Source organism: Parasphingorhabdus sp. (assembly GCF_036964675.1).
Taxonomy (GTDB): domain Bacteria; phylum Pseudomonadota; class Alphaproteobacteria; order Sphingomonadales; family Sphingomonadaceae; genus Parasphingorhabdus.
The window spans coordinates 13,971-32,577 of sequence record NZ_JBALTF010000009.1 but is presented as its reverse complement, the minus strand read 5'-3'; the positions used below and the strand labels follow the sequence as shown (position 1 = coordinate 32,577).

General features: G+C 58.7%; 18 protein-coding genes. 14 read left to right on the top strand and 4 right to left on the bottom strand.

The window, feature by feature from the left end; all coding sequences use genetic code 11:
• Positions 1–6 precede the first annotated feature (6 nt).
• The 3 genes from V7665_RS03090 to hflK are packed head-to-tail and all read right to left on the bottom strand — an operon-like array spanning position 7 to position 2,342.
• Positions 7–447 (bottom strand): nuclear transport factor 2 family protein, encoded by a 441-nt coding sequence (locus tag V7665_RS03090; RefSeq protein WP_335663070.1) that lies wholly within the window; start codon positions 445–447, stop codon positions 7–9.
• A gap of 6 nt (positions 448–453) precedes the next feature.
• A complete protein-coding gene (hflC, locus tag V7665_RS03085) occupies positions 454–1,305 on the bottom strand; it encodes a protease modulator HflC (RefSeq protein WP_335663069.1) in 852 nt (283 codons plus the stop codon).
• Entirely contained in the window at positions 1,305–2,342 is a 1,038-nt protein-coding gene (gene hflK, locus V7665_RS03080) for an FtsH protease activity modulator HflK (RefSeq protein ID WP_335663086.1), read from the bottom strand. The genes hflC and hflK overlap by 1 nt, the downstream gene beginning before the upstream one ends.
• Before the next feature lie 131 nt (positions 2,343–2,473).
• Between hflK and V7665_RS03075 the strand changes: the two genes are divergently transcribed.
• The 12 genes from V7665_RS03075 to V7665_RS03020 all read left to right on the top strand — a co-directional run bounded on the left by V7665_RS03075 (position 2,474) and on the right by V7665_RS03020 (position 14,000).
• Positions 2,474–3,436 carry an Mrp/NBP35 family ATP-binding protein gene (locus tag V7665_RS03075; protein ID WP_335663068.1) on the top strand — a complete coding sequence of 321 codons (963 nt, stop codon included), beginning with the start codon at positions 2,474–2,476 and terminating at the stop codon, positions 3,434–3,436.
• Between the two features lie 18 nt (positions 3,437–3,454).
• Positions 3,455–3,877 (top strand): CoA-binding protein, encoded by a 423-nt coding sequence (locus V7665_RS03070; RefSeq protein ID WP_335663067.1) that lies wholly within the window; start codon positions 3,455–3,457, stop codon positions 3,875–3,877.
• Between the two features lie 4 nt (positions 3,878–3,881).
• On the top strand, positions 3,882–6,170 hold the full coding sequence (locus V7665_RS03065) for a xanthine dehydrogenase family protein molybdopterin-binding subunit (protein WP_335663066.1): 2,289 nt from the start codon (positions 3,882–3,884) through the stop codon (positions 6,168–6,170).
• 3 nt (positions 6,171–6,173) lie between these two features.
• Positions 6,174–7,181 (top strand): ferrochelatase, encoded by a 1,008-nt coding sequence (hemH, locus tag V7665_RS03060; protein ID WP_335663065.1) that lies wholly within the window; start codon positions 6,174–6,176, stop codon positions 7,179–7,181.
• A complete protein-coding gene (locus V7665_RS03055) occupies positions 7,172–7,435 on the top strand; it encodes a ribbon-helix-helix domain-containing protein (RefSeq protein WP_335663064.1) in 264 nt (87 codons plus the stop codon). Before hemH ends, V7665_RS03055 begins: the two co-directional genes overlap by 10 nt.
• Before the next feature lie 9 nt (positions 7,436–7,444).
• The gene (gene crcB, locus V7665_RS03050; RefSeq protein WP_335663063.1) at positions 7,445–7,822 is read left to right on the top strand and encodes a fluoride efflux transporter CrcB; all 378 of its coding nucleotides are present in this window, start codon (positions 7,445–7,447) and stop codon (positions 7,820–7,822) included.
• A gap of 68 nt (positions 7,823–7,890) precedes the next feature.
• On the top strand, positions 7,891–9,108 hold the full coding sequence (locus V7665_RS03045; protein WP_335663085.1) for an RluA family pseudouridine synthase: 1,218 nt from the start codon (positions 7,891–7,893) through the stop codon (positions 9,106–9,108).
• Positions 9,109–9,229: 121 nt separating this feature from the next.
• Positions 9,230–9,886 (top strand): HAD-IA family hydrolase, encoded by a 657-nt coding sequence (locus V7665_RS03040; protein WP_335663062.1) that lies wholly within the window; start codon positions 9,230–9,232, stop codon positions 9,884–9,886.
• Positions 9,883–10,185, top strand: coding sequence for a hypothetical protein (locus tag V7665_RS03035; protein ID WP_335663061.1), 303 nt, complete (start codon positions 9,883–9,885; stop codon positions 10,183–10,185). The genes V7665_RS03040 and V7665_RS03035 overlap by 4 nt, the downstream gene beginning before the upstream one ends.
• Entirely contained in the window at positions 10,182–10,880 is a 699-nt protein-coding gene (locus V7665_RS03030; protein WP_335663060.1) for an ATP12 family chaperone protein, read from the top strand. Before V7665_RS03035 ends, V7665_RS03030 begins: the two co-directional genes overlap by 4 nt.
• A gap of 55 nt (positions 10,881–10,935) precedes the next feature.
• On the top strand, positions 10,936–12,378 hold the full coding sequence (locus tag V7665_RS03025; protein WP_335663059.1) for an AMP nucleosidase: 1,443 nt from the start codon (positions 10,936–10,938) through the stop codon (positions 12,376–12,378).
• Between the two features lie 326 nt (positions 12,379–12,704).
• Positions 12,705–14,000, top strand: coding sequence for a dicarboxylate/amino acid:cation symporter (locus tag V7665_RS03020; RefSeq protein WP_335663058.1), 1,296 nt, complete (start codon positions 12,705–12,707; stop codon positions 13,998–14,000).
• 64 nt (positions 14,001–14,064) lie between these two features.
• Here V7665_RS03020 and V7665_RS03015 read toward each other — a convergent pair whose 3' ends face one another.
• On the bottom strand, positions 14,065–15,021 hold the full coding sequence (locus V7665_RS03015) for a tetratricopeptide repeat protein (RefSeq protein WP_335663057.1): 957 nt from the start codon (positions 15,019–15,021) through the stop codon (positions 14,065–14,067).
• Positions 15,022–15,262: 241 nt separating this feature from the next.
• Between V7665_RS03015 and V7665_RS03010 the strand changes: the two genes are divergently transcribed.
• A complete protein-coding gene (locus V7665_RS03010; RefSeq protein WP_335663056.1) occupies positions 15,263–17,713 on the top strand; it encodes a cyclic nucleotide-binding domain-containing protein in 2,451 nt (816 codons plus the stop codon).
• The gene (locus V7665_RS03005) at positions 17,713–18,594 is read left to right on the top strand and encodes a hypothetical protein (protein ID WP_335663055.1); all 882 of its coding nucleotides are present in this window, start codon (positions 17,713–17,715) and stop codon (positions 18,592–18,594) included. Before V7665_RS03010 ends, V7665_RS03005 begins: the two co-directional genes overlap by 1 nt.
• The last annotated feature ends 13 nt before the right edge of the window (positions 18,595–18,607 follow it).

Here is an 18,607-nt window from a genome sequence, read left to right as displayed (position 1 = left end):
CAAACACTAGAATTCAAACGGACCGTCGGATGCAAATTGTGGTTTTCCGGAAAATCCCAAGGCATCATTGGCCAATTGTGTGTCAAAAAATTCGTGGACCGAGGCGATTTTGCCCGCTCGAAACGAGAATATATGCGCATATCGCTGGTCGTAGCGTTGACCGTTTCGGGTCACGCCGCTGGCTTCCATGATGGCGGTCGCCCCGTCCGGCCCGTCGTTCATCACCCGCCACTTTACCGCGAACTGGAACTGCTCGAAATCCAGCGCCTCGAACACGGCGGGCAGAACCTGCTTCAGCGCGGCAAAGTTCTCGTACCGCCCCGAGATGATCGTGTTTCCTGACACATTATACACGACATCCGGGTGATGCAGCGCCTCAAAGCCCGCAATGTCCATGGTGGACAAAGCGGTATAATAAGCGTCAACAATCGTGCGGTTGGTATCCAAAGCGGCTTACTTGCCCCGGAACTGGCGCAAATATTCATTGTCAGGCGAAAGCACGAACGAACTTTGCGGATCATTCGGGCCACCGCCCTGGAATGTCGTTTCATAGCTCTTCATGGCGCGATAGAAATCATAGAATTCCGCATCCTTGCCAAAGCTCTCGGCATAGGTCCGCGCAGCGCTGGCATCGGCTTCGGCGCGAATGATCTGCGCCTGCTTTGCCCCTTGTGCCCGAATCGTCCGCGCTTCCTGATCACGCGCCGTCCGCATTCTTTGATAGGCGCTGTCGAGCGGTGTACCATCGGGCAAGTCGGCCCGTTTGATCCGCACGTCGACAATCTCCGCACCATATTGGCGCGCAACCCGGTTCAGGCCGGCCTGGATATTGTCCATCACCTGGCCACGTTCCGGGCTAAGCAAGGCGGCAAACGGACGCTTGCCGAGTTCGTTTCTCAGAGCCGAGCCCAATATTGGCCGGAGTTCTTCCGAAACCCGTTCTTCGCTGCCGGCTGCGATATACATGCGCAGCGGATCGGTGATCCGGAACCGGGCAAAAGCATCAACCTGCAGACGAAGCTGGTCGGTGGATAGCACTTGCTGCTGCTCCATCTCGACATCGCGGATGCGTTTGTCGATCCATACGATCTGCTCAAAAAATGGTATTTTTGCGATCAGACCGGCGCCGGTTTCACCAAAAGCTTCGCCAGCCTGGTAGCGGTTGACGATTCGCTTGGGTTCGCCAAGCTGGACAACGACGCCTTGCCGGGTTTCCGGCACGATGACGATGGTGTTGAGCAAGATGAACAGCCCGGCGATGATGATCACGCCAAGCGCAACGGGATTTTTAAATATCTGTCCCATTATTTGCCCTCCACGGTTGTAATCGCGGGTTGCTGCGCGCGTTTTTTCAATTCCGGCAAGGCCAGATAAGGTGTAACGCCCTTCACTTCGACGACCGTCTTGTCGACCTTGGACAATACACGCTCCATTGTTTCATAATACATCCGCTGTCTCGTCACTGTCGGAGCAAGCCGATATTCCTCGTAGACCTTGTCAAAGGCGGCAGATTCGCCCTGAGCCTGCGCGGTTAGCTGTTGTGCATAAGCACGGGCTTCGTTGAGATAGGTTTGCGCTGTCTGCTGAGCGGCGGACACTTCCTTAAACGCATCGTTGACCGCAGCCGGGGGATCGGCTTTCTTGATGGCAATACCGCGAATGACAACGCCAGCGCCGTAGCCATCAAGCAATTGTTGCATATTCTGTTCCACCTGCTGTTCGATTTCGGTCCGCTCGGAACCAATCGTATCATCCAGCGTGAAATTCGCTACCGCTGCCCGCATCGCCGATTCGGCGACTTCCTTGATCGTTTCTTCCGGTTCGGCGATCTGGAAAAGGAAAAGCTCTGGCGCCTTGATGTTCCAACGCACCGAATAGGCAAGGTCGACAATATTCTGATCACCGGTAAGAATAAGCTTTTCGGTCTCTCCTTCGGGAATGTCGATCGTCCGGATGTCTTCGACGTCAAGCTTCGTTACCTGTTCCAGCGGAGTGGGAAGCGAAAAGTGCAGGCCGGGTTGCAAGGTCCGCGAATAGGAACCCAAAAATGTTACCACACCACGTTCCTGTGGGCTGACACGATGGATACTGGTCAGCAATACCCAAAGGATGACAAAGCCAATGGCCATAAGGGGCCACCAGGAGCGACCGCCCGGGCCCTTGGGAATGCCGCCCCTGAAACCGCCGCCGGTGCCTCTTTTAAAAAGCTCTTCAAGCGAACTGGCACCCTTGCGTCCGCCGCCCGAAGGCGCACCGGGAGGGTTGCCCCATGGGTTGCGCGGACCGCCGCCATTTCCACCATCGTTGCCGTTGTCACCATTATTGCCCCAGGGGCCGGCCATGTTCAATATTCCGCCCAAAACTGATTTGCGGCGCGCTGTGCTGTTAATATTATCATTCATATATTCTGTATAGGTAGCACGCGGCCAGAAAAACAGTGTCAATCCGAGAAAAGTGTAACTATGTCGATCGGATGACCGATATTTCCACAATCGAAGCAGCGCTTGACGGTGTTGCCAAGGGCCGTTTTAGCGCCGTAAAATTTGCGCAAGGCCGTATCACTCTCGTGCTCAACGTTGGCGGGCTGGATGTGCGTGAGCGCGGCCAGATCGAAATTGCCGTGAAAGGCAGTCTGCTGGCATTGGACGGTGTCGAGAAAGTCGATGTCGCGATGACGGCCGAGAAAGTCGAGCGGCGCCTGATCGCCGTCGCCAGCGGCAAGGGCGGTGTCGGCAAGTCAACACTTTCTGCCAATCTGGCGATTGCCATGCAGCGGATGGGCCGCAAGGTCGGGATGGTGGACGCCGATATATATGGTCCGTCCCAGCCCCGACTGCTCCACTGCGAGGGACGGCGGCCCGAGGCCGAAGGCAAGCAGCTGATCCCGGTGCCCAATGATTATGATGTGCCGGTATTGTCCATGGGCCATCTGGCGAAACCCGGGCAGGCGATCGCCTGGCGCGGGCCGATGGCGGGCAAGGCGTTAGAGCAATTGATCGACGCGCATTGGGGCGATGTCGAGGAGCTGATCGTCGATATGCCGCCCGGCACCGGTGATGTGCAACTGTCGATGATGCAAAATCACAAGCCGGTTGGCGCGGTGATCGTCTCGACACCGCAAGATCTGGCGCTGATGGATGCAACCCGGGCGGTTGATCTGTTCAATCAGGCCAAGATTCCGATCATCGGCATGGTCGAGAATATGGCAGGCTATCAATGTCCGCATTGCGGCGAGGTCAGCGATCCTTTCGGCGCGGGTGGCGCTGAAGCCGCCGCCAAGACGATGGGCATGCCTTTTCTTGGCCGAATTCCGCTGGATATAGAGATTCGCAAGTCCAGCGATGGCGGCACACCGCCAGCTTGCTCCGACGATGTGCACGGGCAGGCTTTCCGTGATATTGGCAAAAAGCTCGCGACTTGGTTGGATAACCAATAGCCGGAAGGAAAGGGCGTCATGCTGCTGGAAAGCGATCAGGAAATAGCCGCCTTGCTGACGTCGACACGGCGAATCGCTCTGGTCGGCGCATCGGCCAGATCCGAGCGTGCCAGCAACCGGATATTCAAATTTCTGCTCGAGCAGGGTTATGATGTGACGCCGGTTAATCCCGTTCTTGCCGGACAGATGTTACACGGTGTGCCGGTGGCTGAATCTCTGGGGGACATTGAAGGCGACATCGATATGGTCGATATTTTCCGCAATAGCGCAGCCGCTGGTGATGTCGTCGACGAGGCGATTGCGATTGGCGCCAAATCGGTCTGGATGCAGCTTGGTGTCATCAATGATTCGGCGGCCCGGCGCGCGATCGACGCGGGGCTGAAAGTCGTCATGGATCGTTGCCCGAAAATCGACATTCCCCGCTTGGGCCTGTTAAAGTAACCCCATGGCGGCTGAACCTGACATCGAGCAGCCCGAGAATGCATCCAGCGGGTTGAATCGCCGCAAATTCCTGATCGGAAGTGGCGCGGTGGGCGGTCTGGTGGTCGCTTGGGCCCTTTGGCCGCGCAGCTATGAGCCCAATGTCGCAGCGACCGAGAATGAAGAGGTTTTTGGCGCTTTTCTGAAAATATCCGAAGATGGGCAGGTCACGGTGGTCGTGCCGCAAAGCGAAATGGGGCAAGGTGTCTATACCGTCTTGCCGCAGATCCTCGCCGACGAACTGGGCGCAGACTGGCGCACGGTCGCGGTTGAACCGGCACCGATCAATCCACTTTACAGCAATAGCCTGCTGGCCGAGCAGTGGGCAGAAACGCTGATGCCTGCGGGCACCGAAAAATTGGCCGAACATGCTGCGGTCCGATGGGTTGCACAAAATGTGGCGATTCGCGAACGGTTCATGGTGACGGCCGATTCCACATCAATCCCGGCCTTCGCAGAAAGTTTCCGCGAAGCGGGTGCGGCGGCGCGCGTATTGCTGACCAAGGCAGCGGCGGCAAAATGGGACGTCGCCTGGGAATTTTGCACGGTCGAAAATGGTATCGTCTCGAACGGTGACAAGAAACTGCGGTTCGGCGAACTGGTTCGCGATGCCGTCACCCAGAATTTGCCCGATCCGGTGCCGCTCCGGCCAGCCGGTGCGGGCAATCTGATCGGACAGGATGTTCCGCGTCTTGATCTGCCCAGCAAACTCGATGGTTCTGCCAATTTTGCCGGTGACATCAGGCTGCCGGACATGGTGTTTGCGGCGATAAGGCAAGGACCGATTGGCGATATAAGGTTGAAATCCTTCAACCGCGAAGGGGCCCGCAAGATCACCGGCTTTATCGACATTGTCGAAGGCGAGAAATGGATTGCGGCGATCGCCACCAACTGGTGGGCCGCCAACCGGGCATTGGATAAAATGAGTCCAGTTTTCGAAACCAGAGGCTTTCTTGCCGATAGCGACAAGATCGACACGGCTCTGAGCAAGGCTCTGGACGACGGACCGGGGATTCGCTTCCTGTCGCGCGGCGACACCAAAGGCGTGTTTGACAAGGAAAATGCCTTTCAGGCCCGCTACCACGCGGATGCCGCGCTGCATGCACCGATCGAGACGCGGACGGCTACGGCAGAATATAAGGATGGCGGTCTGGAACTCTGGATGGCCACCCAGGCGCCGGTTGCGGCGGTGCAGGCGGCGGCCAATATGTTGAATATCAGTCAGGATCGGGTGACGCTTTATCCGATGCTGAGCGGCGGGTCGTTCGACCGCAATCTCGATAATGATATCGCCGGCCAGGTCGCGGTGATCGCCAAGAAAATGGGCCGGCCGGTTCAGCTGGTCTGGTCCCGCGCCGAAGATCTGATGCACGATCATTACCGGGCACCCAGCCAGGCGCGGCTTGATGCGGCCATGGCAAAGGCGGGGCGGATCGAGGCGATGCAGATCAAAATCGCCGCGCCACCATCCGCGCGGGAACAGGCCAGACGGCTGTTCGACGGCATGGACAATGTCGAAGCGATGCGATCCTCGATCGGGGAAGCCGATATCAAGGCGATAGCCGGTCTGGATATACCCTATGATATTCCCAATCTGACCGTCGATCACCATAGTGCCTTTGTCGGCGTGCCGACCGGAAACTGGCGCAGCAATGCCCATAGCAGCAATATTTTCTATCTCGAATCGTTCATCGATGAGCTGGCTGCCAAGGCCGGCATAGAGCCCTTGTCCTTCCGCATGCAGATGATGAACAACCAGCCAAGACTGGCCCGCTGCCTGACCGGCGTGGCCGCGATGGCCGGATGGGATGGTGGCCTGGATCGCAGCGGCCAGGGCCTGGCCTGCCACAGCATGCGCGGTGGCTATATTGCGGTCATCGCCAGCGCAAGCCGAGGGGCCAGTGGCATGGAAGTTCGCCGCATTTCGGCAACCGTCGACATCGGCCGGATCATTCATCCCGATATCGCCCGGCAGCAAATTGAAGGCGGCATCATATTCGGACTGGCGATGGCGCTGGGCAGCGCGACCCGATTTCAAAAGGGGCTGCCAACGGCAAAGCGGCTGCGCGATCTGTCCTTGCCGCGATTGGCTGAAATTCCACCAATCCAGATCGAATTTATCAGAAGCGAGGAAGAGCCAGTGGGTTACGAAGAACTTGGTGTTCCGGCGGTCGCTCCTGCTGTTGCCAATGCATTATTCTCAGCAACCGGCCTCCGGCTCCGGCAATTACCACTTTTCGGGGAAGTATCATGAATCATGCGTGAAACAGGACCATTGCCAAAGGATCATCCGCCGGTTGCGGCGAAGAAAATCGGCGTTTTGCTGGTCAATCTGGGCACGCCCGATGCACCGGACAAGCAGGCGGTCAAACGCTATCTCAAGGAGTTTCTGTCGGACAAAAGGGTGGTCGAGATTCCCTCGATCATCTGGCAGCCGATTTTGCGTGGCGTGATTCTCAACACCCGTCCGGCAAAATCCGCTGAAGCCTATCGTCTGGTCTGGACCGAAGACGGTTCGCCGCTGGCTTTCTACACAAGAAAGCAGGCCGACAAGCTCGCCGGTAAAATCGATAATGTGATGGTCGACTGGGCGATGCGCTACGGCAATCCGAGCATCACTTCCCGGTTGAATGAAATGAAAGCGGCGGGTTGCGATCGCATATTGATCGCGCCGCTCTACCCGCAATATAGTGGCGCCACCACTGCCAGCGTGCATGATGCGGTGTTTGACGCGATTGCCGCGATGCGCTGGCAACCGGCGATCCGGCTGCTGCCGGCCTATCATGATGACCCAGCCTATATCGATGCGCTGGCGGCCAGCCTGGAGCGCGATATTGCCGCACTCGATTTTGAACCGGATGCGATTGTTGCCAGTTTCCATGGCATGCCGCAACGCACACTGGAGCTGGGCGATCCCTATCATTGCCATTGTCAGAAGACCGCCCGGCTGCTGTCCGAGAAAATGGGCAAGGAACTGGTGGTCGCCTTCCAGTCGCGCTTTGGCCGGGCGAAATGGCTCGGGCCCCCAACCGATGAAGTGCTGGAGTCTCTGCCCGGACAGGGGAAGAAGAATATCGCGATTTTTGCGCCGGGATTTTCCAGCGATTGCCTGGAAACCTGCGAGGAGCTGGCGATCAGGGGCAGGGAGCAATTTGAAGCCGGCGGCGGCGACAAATTTGCCTATCTGCCTTGCCTGAATGACAGCGATATCAGCATCAACATGCTGGAAAAACTGGTGCGGCGGGAATTGTCCGGGTGGATCTAGAGAAGCCTGAAATCTTCCATCCGCCAGTCAAGCGCAGCATCACGATTGCCGGGCATCAGACATCGATTTCCCTGGAACCTTTGTTCTGGGATATGCTGAAAGCGGCTTCCGATGTTCGCGGTCTGCCGCTCAACGCATTGGTTGCCCGGATCGACGTTGAGCGGATCGCAGCGGCGCAGCCGCCGGGTCTTGCCACTGCCATACGCTTGTGGCTCACCAATGATCTGCTTGGAAAAATGCGTCAAGCCGACTAAGGGACGCCCATGAACGCGACCCTTCTTGTTATGACCGGCGGTGCCATTGGCGCTGCAGGGCGATATCATCTTGGTCGGCTGGTATTCCACTTGGGTGGCATGGGCTTTCCTTATGGAACCTTGGTGGCCAATGTGACCGGCGGCTTTTTGATGGGCATACTGGCTGGCGTACTGGCTCGCGGTAATTTTGCCGATGAGCCCTGGCGACTGCTGCTTGGCGTGGGTCTGCTGGGCGGTTTTACAACCTTTTCGACCTTTAGTTTGGAAGTACTTAATATGATCGAGCGAAGCGAATGGGGCACCGCAATCGGTTACGCCCTGCTCTCTGTTATCGGTGCGGTGCTGGCGCTGTTCGCTGGCCTGATGACGGTCAGGGCGCTGGCATGAGCGGTTTTGATCCCACCGCCGAAAGCGGCTCCGAAGAAGAAGAACCCCAGGGTTCGGCGAAAGAGCAGATGCAGGCGCTGAAGACACTGGATGTCCGGCAGTTCACGATATCTGCCGATGATGATGATATCCGTGTGGACCGCTGGTTCAAGCGGCATATGGACGATGTGCCGTTCAACATTGTTTCGCGCTGGGCGCGGACCGGGCAGTTGCGGGTGGATGGCAAACGGGTATCACCCGGCGATCGCCTTCAGGCCGGGCAGATATTGCGTGTACCGCCACAGGAAATCGAACGGCCGGGCCGCGTGGCAAAAGCCAAGTCGGACCTGTCGCAGGATCAGATCGATTTTGTCCGGGAAATGGTGATTCACAAGGACAAGGCCGCGATCGTCGTCAACAAGCCTCCGGGCCTGGCGACTCAGGGCGGCAGCAAGACGACAACCCATCTCGACGGTCTGCTCGACGGGCTGACCTATGACGGGAAATCACGACCGAAGCTGGTTCACCGACTCGACAAGGACACCAGCGGGGTGATCCTGCTGGCGCGCTCGCCGGGGGCAGCTGCCTTTTTCTCCAAGCGCTTTTCTGGCCGCGACGTGCGCAAGGTCTATTGGGCGATTGTGATGGGCGTGCCGGAAATTGCCGATGGCGTGATTGACTTGCCGCTTTCGAAGCAGCCGGGTTCCGGCGGCGAGAAAATGCATGTCGATGAAGAAAATGGCCAGTCGGCCAAAACGCGCTACCGAATTATCGAACGGGCCGGCAACCGCGCTTGCTGGGTCGAATTGCAGCCCCATACCGGGCGCACCCATCAGCTGCGTGTGCATATGGCGGCGATCGGGCACCCGATTGTCGGCGACGGCAAATATGGCGGCAAGGATGCGTTCCTGACCGGCTCGATCAGCCGCAAGATGCATTTGCACGCGCGGCGGTTGCGGATCGAGCATCCCGACGGTCACAATCTCGACGTGACGGCGGAATTGCCAACCCATTTTGCCGAAAGCGTTGAAAATCTCGGGCTGGATTTGATCCTCGGTGACCTGCCGCTCGACGAGAAAACGCCGGCCGGCAAAATGGTCCGCAAGCAGCAAGCCAAGGCGCATGCCAAGATGATCCGCAAGGACAAGCGCGGCGAACGCCGTGGCCGCGGGGATAATGAAGGCAAGCCGACCAAGGCGGGCAAGCCAAGCAAGCGGGAACGCCCGAATGCCGGCAAGGCCACGCACAAGAAAAACATGCCGCACAAGGCAAAAGTCAAACAGGCTCTCTACAAGAAACCCAAATAATGCATCCCGACCCCGCTTTTCGATGGCCCAAATCTGGCGAAGTAGGAAAACAGGTCGCTGCTGCGCTTGATGCTAGGGGGCGCCGGGCCATGGCCCATTTGATGCAGGAATTTGGAGAGACATGATCAATAAACTCGCTCTGTTCGACTGCGATGGCACGATGGTTGATAGCCAGGCCAATATCTGCGCCTCGATGGATCAGGCATTTGAAAAACATGGCCTGATTCCGCCCGATCATCATCTGGTGCGGCGGATTGTCGGCCTCAGCTTGCTGGAAGCGGTGGCGCGACTGCTGCCGGAAGGCGACGAAGAGATTGTCGCCGCGGTGACCCAATCCTACAAGGATGGCTTTTTCGAACTGCGCCAGAGCGGTGGCGTGCACGAGCCGCTTTATGACGGATTGCTCGAAACATTGGAACAATTGGAAGCATCCGGCTGGGTTCTGGGTGTGGCCACCGGCAAGTCGGATCGCGGCCTCCACCATGTGCTGGAAACCCACGGCCTGCTGGATCGGTTCGTGACGCTGCAAACGGCAGACCGGCATCCGTCCAAGCCGCATCCGGCGATGGTCGAACTGGCGATTGCCGAAGCCGGTGCCGCGCCGGAAACCACGGCGATGATCGGCGATACCAGCTTCGATATGGCAATGGCAGTCAATGCCAGGGTGCGCCCGGTCGGGGTCGACTGGGGCTATCATGACGAGCATGAACTGATCGACGCTGGCGCAGAAATAGTCGTGGCCAATATGGCCGACCTGAATGGAATATTGAACCGATGAGCGAACCGATTGACGACCAGCCCGAATATATTCCAGATCCGGTGAAGGAAAAGCAGGCCAAGGCCGTGCACTTCACGGTCAGCATGATCCGTCTGCTCGGTGTGGTGCTGGTGATGCTGGGACTGGCGATCGTGCTCGATCGCTTGCCGCCGGTGCCCGGCCCGGCCGGCTATGTGCTGATCTTTCTCGGTCTGGCGCAAATGTGGGTCGCGCCGGTCTGGATCATCCGTAAATATATTCGCGCGCGGGTCGCCGAAGAAGAAATGGCCAAGGCCGCTGAAAGCGCGGACAAGCTATGAAACGCTTTTACAAGGACGTATCGGTATCGCCGGTCGGCGACGCCTTTGCCATCTCGCTCGACGGGCGTCCGATGAAGACCCCGCAGCGCAATGCGCTGGCGGTTCCGACCTCCGCTCTCGCCGATGCGATTGCAGCGGAATGGGCAGCGCAGGGGAAGGATATCATCCCCGCGTCAATGCCGCTGACCGGACTGGCGCAAGGCGCGCTCGATCAGGTCGACAACGAGCGGGAGCGGATTGTCTCCCGCATTGCCGCTTTTGCCGACAGCGACATGCTCTATTATCGCGCTGACCGGGGCCAGCAGGCGCTGATCGACCATCAGGCGGAACATTGGGACCCGCTGCTCGACTGGGCGCGGCAACATTATGACGTCGACTTCAATCTGATCCACGGAATCCGATATGAAGCGCAGCCGGAAGCAACGATCCAGCGCCTGACCAAAATAGTCGACGCACAGGACGGCTTTGCCATCGCCGCGATGCTGTCGCTGGTCGGTCTCGCCGGCTCGCTGATCGCTACACTGGGTCTGGTTGAACAGACCCACGATACCGAGACGCTCTGGCCGCTCGTCAACCTGGAAGAGCTTTGGCAAGAGCAGCAATGGGGCCGCGACGATGTGGCCGTTGCCATGCGCAATCTCAAGCAGGCAGAATTCGAGGCTGCAGCCCGCTTTCTCAAGCTGTCCCGTAGTTAGCTTTTCCCTTCTCTCCGTTTTTCCGTTAAAGGGCTGAAACTGTAACGGAGACCGCATGACAACCGATTCCACCCTATGTGCGACGCCCGCCGAAGCGGTCGCGTTGCTTGAAAAACTCTACGCTGCACAAATTGAAATCACCGCCGCACGCTTTCGCCGCTATGCGACATCCAAGCTGGCCAGCGATGACCGTCAGCAGGGCCTTTACCCGCAGATCAGTGTCCAGATTCCCGCCGATCAGGCGACCGAGACCAGCCATCTGGCGTCCGGCCATCTGGCCGACATCAACACCTATCGCACGACGATTACCGAACCGAAGCTCTATCGCGCCTATCTGCTCGACCAGCTGCAGCGGATCGCCACCAGCTTCACCGCGAAAATCTGGGTCGGGCTTTCCGACACGCCGATTCCGCTGGCTTTTGCGCTGGAAGATGCCGGCGCCGGTCTCGATCGGGCGAAGAAGGAAAAGCTGCCGCATTATTTCCACACGCCGAATCTGGTCAAGACCAATGACGAGATTGTCGATGGCGGCCAGATTTTTCAGGGCGAGCAAGCCTCGGCGCTGGCCCTGTTCACCGCCGAACGGGTCGACTATTCGCTGCACCGGATCCGCCATTATTGCGCCACCGATCCCGAGCATTTCCAGCCGTTCATCCTGTTCACCAACTACCAGCGCTATGTCGACGAATTCATCGAAACTGGCCTAGCGGAAGTGAAATCCGGCCAGGCGACCATGTTGGTCGAACCGGGCAACAGGATGACCGGCAGCGATGGCGAACCCTCCGTCCCGCCGATCGCCAAGCCACCGCAAATGCCAGCCTATCATCTGGTGCGCGGTGACGGACGTCCCGGGGTGACCCTGGTGAATATCGGCGTCGGTCCGAGCAATGCCAAGACGATCACCGACCATCTTGCGGTGCTGCGTCCGCATGTCTGGCTAATGATCGGCCATTGCGGCGCGCTGCGCCGGACCCAGCGGCTCGGCGACTATGTCCTCGCCCATGCCTATCTGCGCGATGACAATGTGCTCGACGATGTGCTGCCACCGAGCATCCCGCTACCGACGATCGCCGAAGTCCAGCTGGCGCTGACCCAGGCGGTGCAGGAAGTGACCGGAATCGACAAGTCCAGGCTCAAGCAGCAATTGCGCACCGGCACCGTGGTGACCACCGGCGACCGCAACTGGGAGCTGCGCTTCGAACAGATTGCCAAGCGGCTCAACCAGTCCCGCGCCATCGCCATCGATATGGAATCGGCGACGGTCGCGGCCAATGGCTATCGCTACCGCGTGCCCTACGGGACGCTGCTCTGCGCTTCTGACAAGCCGCTGCACGGCGAAATCAAGCTCCCCGGCATGGCCGATGCCTTCTATCAGGAGCGCGTCGGGCAGCATCTGGCGATCGGGTTGCGCGCGATCGATCTGCTGGCGAAAGAAGCGGACGCGGGAACGCTGCACAGCCGTAAGCTCAGGAGTTTTGGCGAACCGCTGTTTAGGTGAGGTTGATCCTCTCCCCTTGAGGGAGAGGAAACCAAAGCCTTGGCAGCTTGCTGCCTAGGCGACGTTGGTGAGGGGGTCTTGCGCCAACACCCCTCACCGACTGCGACTAACCGCCTTCGCTAAAGCTGCGGCGCTAAGTCTCCGTAGCCCTCTCCCTTTGAGGGAGAGGAAAATTCCGTCTTCAACATGTATTTCGTATATCGGGCCAGCAGCGCCTATAGCGGACTTCAGATTTGCCGCGCTTGCTATTCAAAGACAGGCGCAGCGCGTCATTGATTCCGAATTCACGCAATTTTGCGTCGGCGTCCGGGGAGGAAAAGACCATCATGTCGAACGGAACTGCTTTCGAACTGAACCACCTTATTCAGCAGAGCAGCAAATTGCGTATCTGGGCGCGTTCGCGGCTGTGGGCACAAGTGCTGGCCGCGATGGTGATCGGTGTCGCTACCGGCACATTGCTTGGGCCGGCGGCAGGTTTGGTCGAACCGAAAACGGCCGGGATGATCGGCGATTGGCTTGCTCTTCCCGGGCAACTTTTCCTGGGCCTGATCGCGATTGTCCTGGTGCCCTTGGTCTTTTCGTCGATCGTCAATGGACTGGCCGGTGTTCCTTCGAACCAGGCCATGCGCAAGCTGGGCGTTCGGCTGGGATTGTTCATACTCTCGACCACATTTCTGGCGGCCTGGATCGGCATCTCGCTAGCGCAGCTGTTCGAACCGGGCATGGGGCTGGAATTGCCGGTTGTTTCGGTCCCTCCGCCAGCAGGGACCGTTCAAAGCTTCGACTTGACGCGGCTGCCGGACATGGTCGCCGGGGTGCTGCCGACCAATCCGGCGGCGTCGGTGATACAGGGAGACTTGCTGGCGATCGTGATCCTGGCGGTGCTGACCGGGGTTGCAGCCACCCAGATTCAGAGGGAGAAAGCGGCACCGTTCCTCGCTCTGCTCGACTCGCTGATGTCCATTTCCATGACCATCGTAAAATGGGCGATGCTGTTGTCGCCGCTTGCGGTGTTCGGGCTGATGGCACAGTTGATGATCCAGATCGGACTGGACTCCCTGCTGGGCCTGCTCAGCTATGTCGGCACCGTCCTGCTGGGTCTGGTGCTTCTCTTTATCATCTACGCAATATCCTTGCGATTGATCGGCGGTCTTGGTTTCCGTTCCTTCCTCAAAGTGGCGGGCCCCAATCTGTTGCTGGCCTTTTCCACGTCCAGTTCCTCGGCGGTCATGCCCAGCACGATTCAGACCGCACGCCAGTTTCATGTGCCGGACGATGTCGCGCATCTGGTGATTCCACTCGGAGCGACGATGAACATGGCGGGGACAGCGCTCTATCAAAGCGTTGCGATCCTCTTCCTCGCCCAAATATCGGGCATTGACCTCAGTGTAACCGAAACCATTCTGCTGGTCGGCACGCTGGTCGCCTCATCGATCGGTGCACCGGGCACCCCCGGCGTCAGCATCGCCATATTGGCGAGCGTCGCGGCGGGATTCGGCATTCCGGCAACCGGGCTGGTGATCATATTGGGCGTCGACCGGCTGCTGGATATGTCGCGGACGGTGGTCAATGTGACCGGCGATCTGACCGCCGCCGTTATCATGAGGAAAACGCTGGCTTGAGTGACGGATGGACTATCTCGCCCCGGTGTCCGTCGTCGCGCAGATTGAGGGGTTGGGCGTTTAGCTAAATCCCCAACGCCGACGCCGCCTCCCTGATCCTTTTCGCTTCTGCCCCATCATTTTTGAACGCCGCCAGTCCCCGATCTCGCGCCTGTTTGGCCTGCACCGTCTGGCCCAGTTGCATGCGGCTGCGGATCAGCATGATCCAGCCATTGGCATCCTTGGGATTGGCCTGGAGGCGCTTGTCGAGGCCATCGACCATATTGGCGATCATCGCTTCCTGTTGGCCAGGGGGCAGGGCGGCCGCCTCTTTCATTTGCTCACGGCTCGGGCCGGGGATCGCGGCGGTGGCGACGGCAGGACCGTCGGTGGAGATACCACCGGTTGGCGCAGCGGGCGCGGCCTTCGCGAGACGGGCCGCGACATCAATGCCTTCATTCTCCGCCACCTGACCGATTACCCGGCGGATGTCGGCGGCATAAGGCGCGTCGGCGGGCGTGTCTTTAAGCAGCGCGAACCAGTCATTGATCGCGCCCTTGTGATCGCCGGAGATATCTTTCTGTACCGCCAGGAAATAGCGCGCGCGGGCATCCTTGGCGTCATGTTTCAGCGCATTGCGGAAGGCAGCGGCGGCGTCCGGCGGCACTTGCTGGCCGTCGCTGGCCATGACCAGAGCCTCGCCGAGCATCGACCAATATTCCGGATTGTCCGGGTCGAGCGTGGTCGCGCGTTTCATCGCGGTGGCCGATTCTGCAAATTTCGCGGTTTCAAAATAGCTCCAGCCGAGCATCCGCCAGCTTTCCGCATCGTCGGGGCTGTCCTGCAGCTTTTTTTCCAGACCGGCGATAACTTCGTCGACACTGGGCGCTGCTTCGCCCTCGATCCCGGCAACAGACGTGTTGGCGCCAGACTCGTCATTCATGCTGCGGTAGACCTGCACCGCGATTGCTCCCAGCGCCAGCAAAGCTGCTATAATCAGCGCGATACGGTTGATATTCATCGAAGAAGCTGATTTCGCCATGGTCAATCCTCAAGCCTATTTATGTCGCGATATTGCCGCGCAGAGATACGGAGCCGATCGCTGCCTGACAAGCGCAGAGATGACTGTTACATTTTGCACTGGCAATGGAGAGCCATTTTGGTAAGATACTGCCAAAGTTCAATCTTTTGGGTCGCGCTACAGCCGAATAGAAAGCTGATCCGGATCGCCTTGGCGCATGAGGGTGCGTTGGTCGGGGGAAGCATAAGGGGGAAGCAAGCGCGTGTCGGACAAGTTTAGAGTAGTCATTATTGGGTCCGGACCAGCGGGCATGAGCGCCGCCGGGCGCGCTGCACAGCTGAAGCTGAAGCATGTGCTGCTTGAGAAAACCGATCATCTTTCCGACACCATTTACAAATATCAGAAGGGCAAGCATGTCATGGCGACGCCGAGCCAGCTGGTGCTGCGCTCGGACATGGATTTTGACGCGGGCAAGCGCGAGGCGATTCTCGACACATGGGATGAGCAGACCAGCAGCCATGGCGTCAATGTCATGTACAAGGCCGAACCGGTGAAAATCGAGGGTGAGGAAGGCAATTTTACCATCACCCTGAAAAACGGTGAGACGGTTCAGGCCGAAACCATCGTGATGGCAATCGGGACGCAGGGCAATCCCAACCTGATGCGCTGCCCCGGCGGCGACAATCCGCTGGTGCAATATCAGCTCGACGATCCCGGCGAATATTATGACGAACATATCACGGTAATTGGTTCGGGCGACGCCGGTATCGAAAATGCCCTGGGTCTCGCGGCCGATGCGGCGCAGAATAATGTCGTGACGATTCTCAACCGTTCGGCGGAATTTGCCCGGGCGAAAAAGGCCAATGTGAAACTGCTGATGGAAGCGGGCGAGCAGGGCAAGATCATCATTCGCAACGAGACATCGCCTGCCGAGGTCAAGGATGGCGAGCTGGTGCTGGAAACCCGCGATGGTCAGGAAACCATCAAATGCGACCGGATCATCGCCCGCATGGGCAGCGCGCCACCGCGCAAATTTGTCGAAGAATGCGGGATTGAATTTACCAGCGAGGATCGCGAGGCCTATCCCAAATTGTCACCGGCGTTTGAGAGCACCAAGAAGGGCATTTACGTCATCGGTGCGCTCGCCGGCTATCCGCTGATCAAGCACTGCATGAACCAGGGCTATGATGTGATCGAGTTCATCAATGGCAATAGCGAACTGAAACCCGCCGACGAACCGATACTCGAAGCGAAATTCCGTGACCTGCCGCACCGCCGGTCGGTTGATGAATGGCTCGAATTTTTCCGCTCCAATGTGACCATTCTGAACGATCTGTCGCCGCTGCAGATGCGCGAATTCATGCTCGACAGCGAACCGCAAAGCTATCGCCGGGGCGAAGTGATTTTCGAGAAAAATGATCCGGGAAGCTCGCTGTTTGCCATTGCCGAGGGTTCGGTCGCGGTTGAAATCAATGCCGATGATCCATCGATTATCGTGCCGATTGAACAGGGTTCGATCTTCGGCGAAGTCGGTCTGATTTCGGGTCGGCGGCGCGGCGCAACGATCAAGGCGGCGGAGGATGTCATCGTCGTCGAAATTTCGCGAACGGCGGCGCTGAAACTGCAAGCGTCCGTGCCTGCGGCCAAACGCCGGATCACCCAGATTTCGACCGAGCGGCAATTGCTGCAGATGTTCGGCTCGGGTCTGACCAAGGAAGATATTGCCGAGGTCGTCGAGTCCAGCGAGATCATCAATGTCCGCGCCGGTGAAGCGATTATCGAGGAAGGCGCCGAGGGCAATGACATTTACGTCATTCGCGTCGGGTCGATGGTGGTCCAGAAAGAGATTGGCGGCAAACCGGTGTTTCTTTCCTATCTGCCGGCCGGTTCCTATGTCGGCGAAATGACGCTGATCGCGGGCGGCTATCGCACCGCGACGGTGAAAGCGGCGATCAAGTCCGAAGTCATCAAGATCAGCGGCGATGCGTTCAAGAAAGTGCTCGACGCCCATCCCGATCTGATGCGCAAGGCCAAGAAGGAAATGGCCGCCCGGCAGGATATCAACGCCTTTGTCGAAGCGAAAAAGGACAGTTTTTCGGGTGTTGTCGACTATTATTCCGGCGTCGCCAATTTCCTCGTCGACAATGGCATTGGCGAAGCCACGGACGTGCTGCTGATCGACGAGAATCTGTGCGTCGGTTGTGACAATTGCGAGAAAGCCTGTGCCGACAGCCATGAAGGATTGTCGCGGCTCGATCGCGAGGCGGGACGAACCTATGCGCATTTGCACGTGCCGACCAGCTGCCGTCACTGCGAGCATCCGCATTGCATGTCCGACTGTCCACCCGACGCGATTCACCGTGGTCCCGATGGCGAAGTATTTATCGATGACAGCTGCATCGGCTGCGGCAATTGCCAGCGCTATTGCCCTTATGGCGTGATCCGCATGGACAAGGAGCCGCCGAAGAAGCCAAGCCTGTTGAACTGGCTGTTCTTTGGCTTCGGCCCGGGACCGGGGGAACCCGACAAGCAATGGGCCGCAGACCATAGCGACCCTTCGGTTGAAAAGCCCAAAAAGGCGATCAAATGCGACATGTGCGCCGGGATCAAGGGCGGGCCTGCCTGCGTGCGCGCCTGTCCGACCGGGGCGGCGATCCGCGTGGCACCGGAAGAATTCCTCACCGTCTCCAAGCTTGAAACGGAGGATATCTAATGGCGACCCAGGCAATGTCCGCCCAGTCCGGCCGCAAGAAAGTCGTGATGCACGACGGTTTCCTCAGGCACGCCGGTTTTCGCTGGCTGAAAATTTCGTCCGCGATCATGCTGATCTGCATCGTCAGCTATATGTTCATTGACGTATCGCCGCGCCACAATGGCGGCAGCTGGTATGGCTATACGCTTGGCACCATCGGTGCGCTGCTGATCCTCTGGCTGACCTTGCTCGGGGTGCGCAAGCGGGCCATGACGCCCGGTCAATGGTCGCTCAAGGCCTGGACATCGGCGCATATCTATCTCGGGCTCAGCCTGATCGTGATCGGCACGCTGCACACCGGGTTCCAGCTTGGCTGGAACATCCACACGGCCGCCTATGTGTTCATGATGATCGTGATCATTTCCGGCATAGTCGGGATTTATTTCTACGTGACCATCCCGAAGGCGCTGTCCGACAATCGCGACGAGATGACCGAGACGGAGATGCTCGAAAATCTGCGTTCGCTCGACCGGCAACTGCACGAGGCGGCCCAGCCCCTGTCCGGAGAACATGCCACGCTGGTGCTGCAATCGCTCGAACAAAATCCTTTCGGCGGCGGCTTCTTTCAGCGGATTTCCGGCAGATATCCGGATTGCGCAACCCGGCAGGCGCAGGCGGATCTGCGCCGCGAGCGCGCCTATCAACCGAAAATGGGCGGCGATGATCCGCTCGACAAGGTCGATGCGCTGCTCGAGAAAAAGGAAGCCACGCTGGCCCGTGTCCGCCGCCATCTCAAGCTCAAGGCCTTGTTGCAGGTCTGGCTGTTCGTCCATGTCCCGATGACTTTCGCGCTGATCGCCTCGCTCACCGCGCATATCATCAGCGTGTTTTTTTACTGGTAGGATGGAGAGCCCA

Excerpts from the sequence above, each read along its gene's own strand:
- hflC (WP_335663069.1), bottom strand. The coding sequence starts at position 1,305 with ATGGGACAGATATTTAAAAATCCCGTTGCGCTTGGCGTGATCATCATC.
- hflK (WP_335663086.1), bottom strand. The coding sequence starts at position 2,342 with ATGGCCGGCCCCTGGGGCAATAATGGTGACAACGGCAACGATGGTGGA.
- V7665_RS03075 (WP_335663068.1), top strand. The coding sequence starts at position 2,474 with ATGACCGATATTTCCACAATCGAAGCAGCGCTTGACGGTGTTGCCAAG.
- V7665_RS03070 (WP_335663067.1), top strand. The coding sequence starts at position 3,455 with ATGCTGCTGGAAAGCGATCAGGAAATAGCCGCCTTGCTGACGTCGACA.
- V7665_RS03065 (WP_335663066.1), top strand. The coding sequence starts at position 3,882 with ATGGCGGCTGAACCTGACATCGAGCAGCCCGAGAATGCATCCAGCGGG.
- hemH (WP_335663065.1), top strand. The coding sequence starts at position 6,174 with ATGCGTGAAACAGGACCATTGCCAAAGGATCATCCGCCGGTTGCGGCG.
- crcB (WP_335663063.1), top strand. The coding sequence starts at position 7,445 with ATGAACGCGACCCTTCTTGTTATGACCGGCGGTGCCATTGGCGCTGCA.
- V7665_RS03045 (WP_335663085.1), top strand. The coding sequence starts at position 7,891 with ATGCAGGCGCTGAAGACACTGGATGTCCGGCAGTTCACGATATCTGCC.
- V7665_RS03040 (WP_335663062.1), top strand. The coding sequence starts at position 9,230 with ATGATCAATAAACTCGCTCTGTTCGACTGCGATGGCACGATGGTTGAT.
- V7665_RS03035 (WP_335663061.1), top strand. The coding sequence starts at position 9,883 with ATGAGCGAACCGATTGACGACCAGCCCGAATATATTCCAGATCCGGTG.
- V7665_RS03030 (WP_335663060.1), top strand. The coding sequence starts at position 10,182 with ATGAAACGCTTTTACAAGGACGTATCGGTATCGCCGGTCGGCGACGCC.
- V7665_RS03025 (WP_335663059.1), top strand. The coding sequence starts at position 10,936 with ATGACAACCGATTCCACCCTATGTGCGACGCCCGCCGAAGCGGTCGCG.
- V7665_RS03020 (WP_335663058.1), top strand. The coding sequence starts at position 12,705 with ATGTCGAACGGAACTGCTTTCGAACTGAACCACCTTATTCAGCAGAGC.
- V7665_RS03015 (WP_335663057.1), bottom strand. The coding sequence starts at position 15,021 with ATGGCGAAATCAGCTTCTTCGATGAATATCAACCGTATCGCGCTGATT.
- V7665_RS03005 (WP_335663055.1), top strand. The coding sequence starts at position 17,713 with ATGGCGACCCAGGCAATGTCCGCCCAGTCCGGCCGCAAGAAAGTCGTG.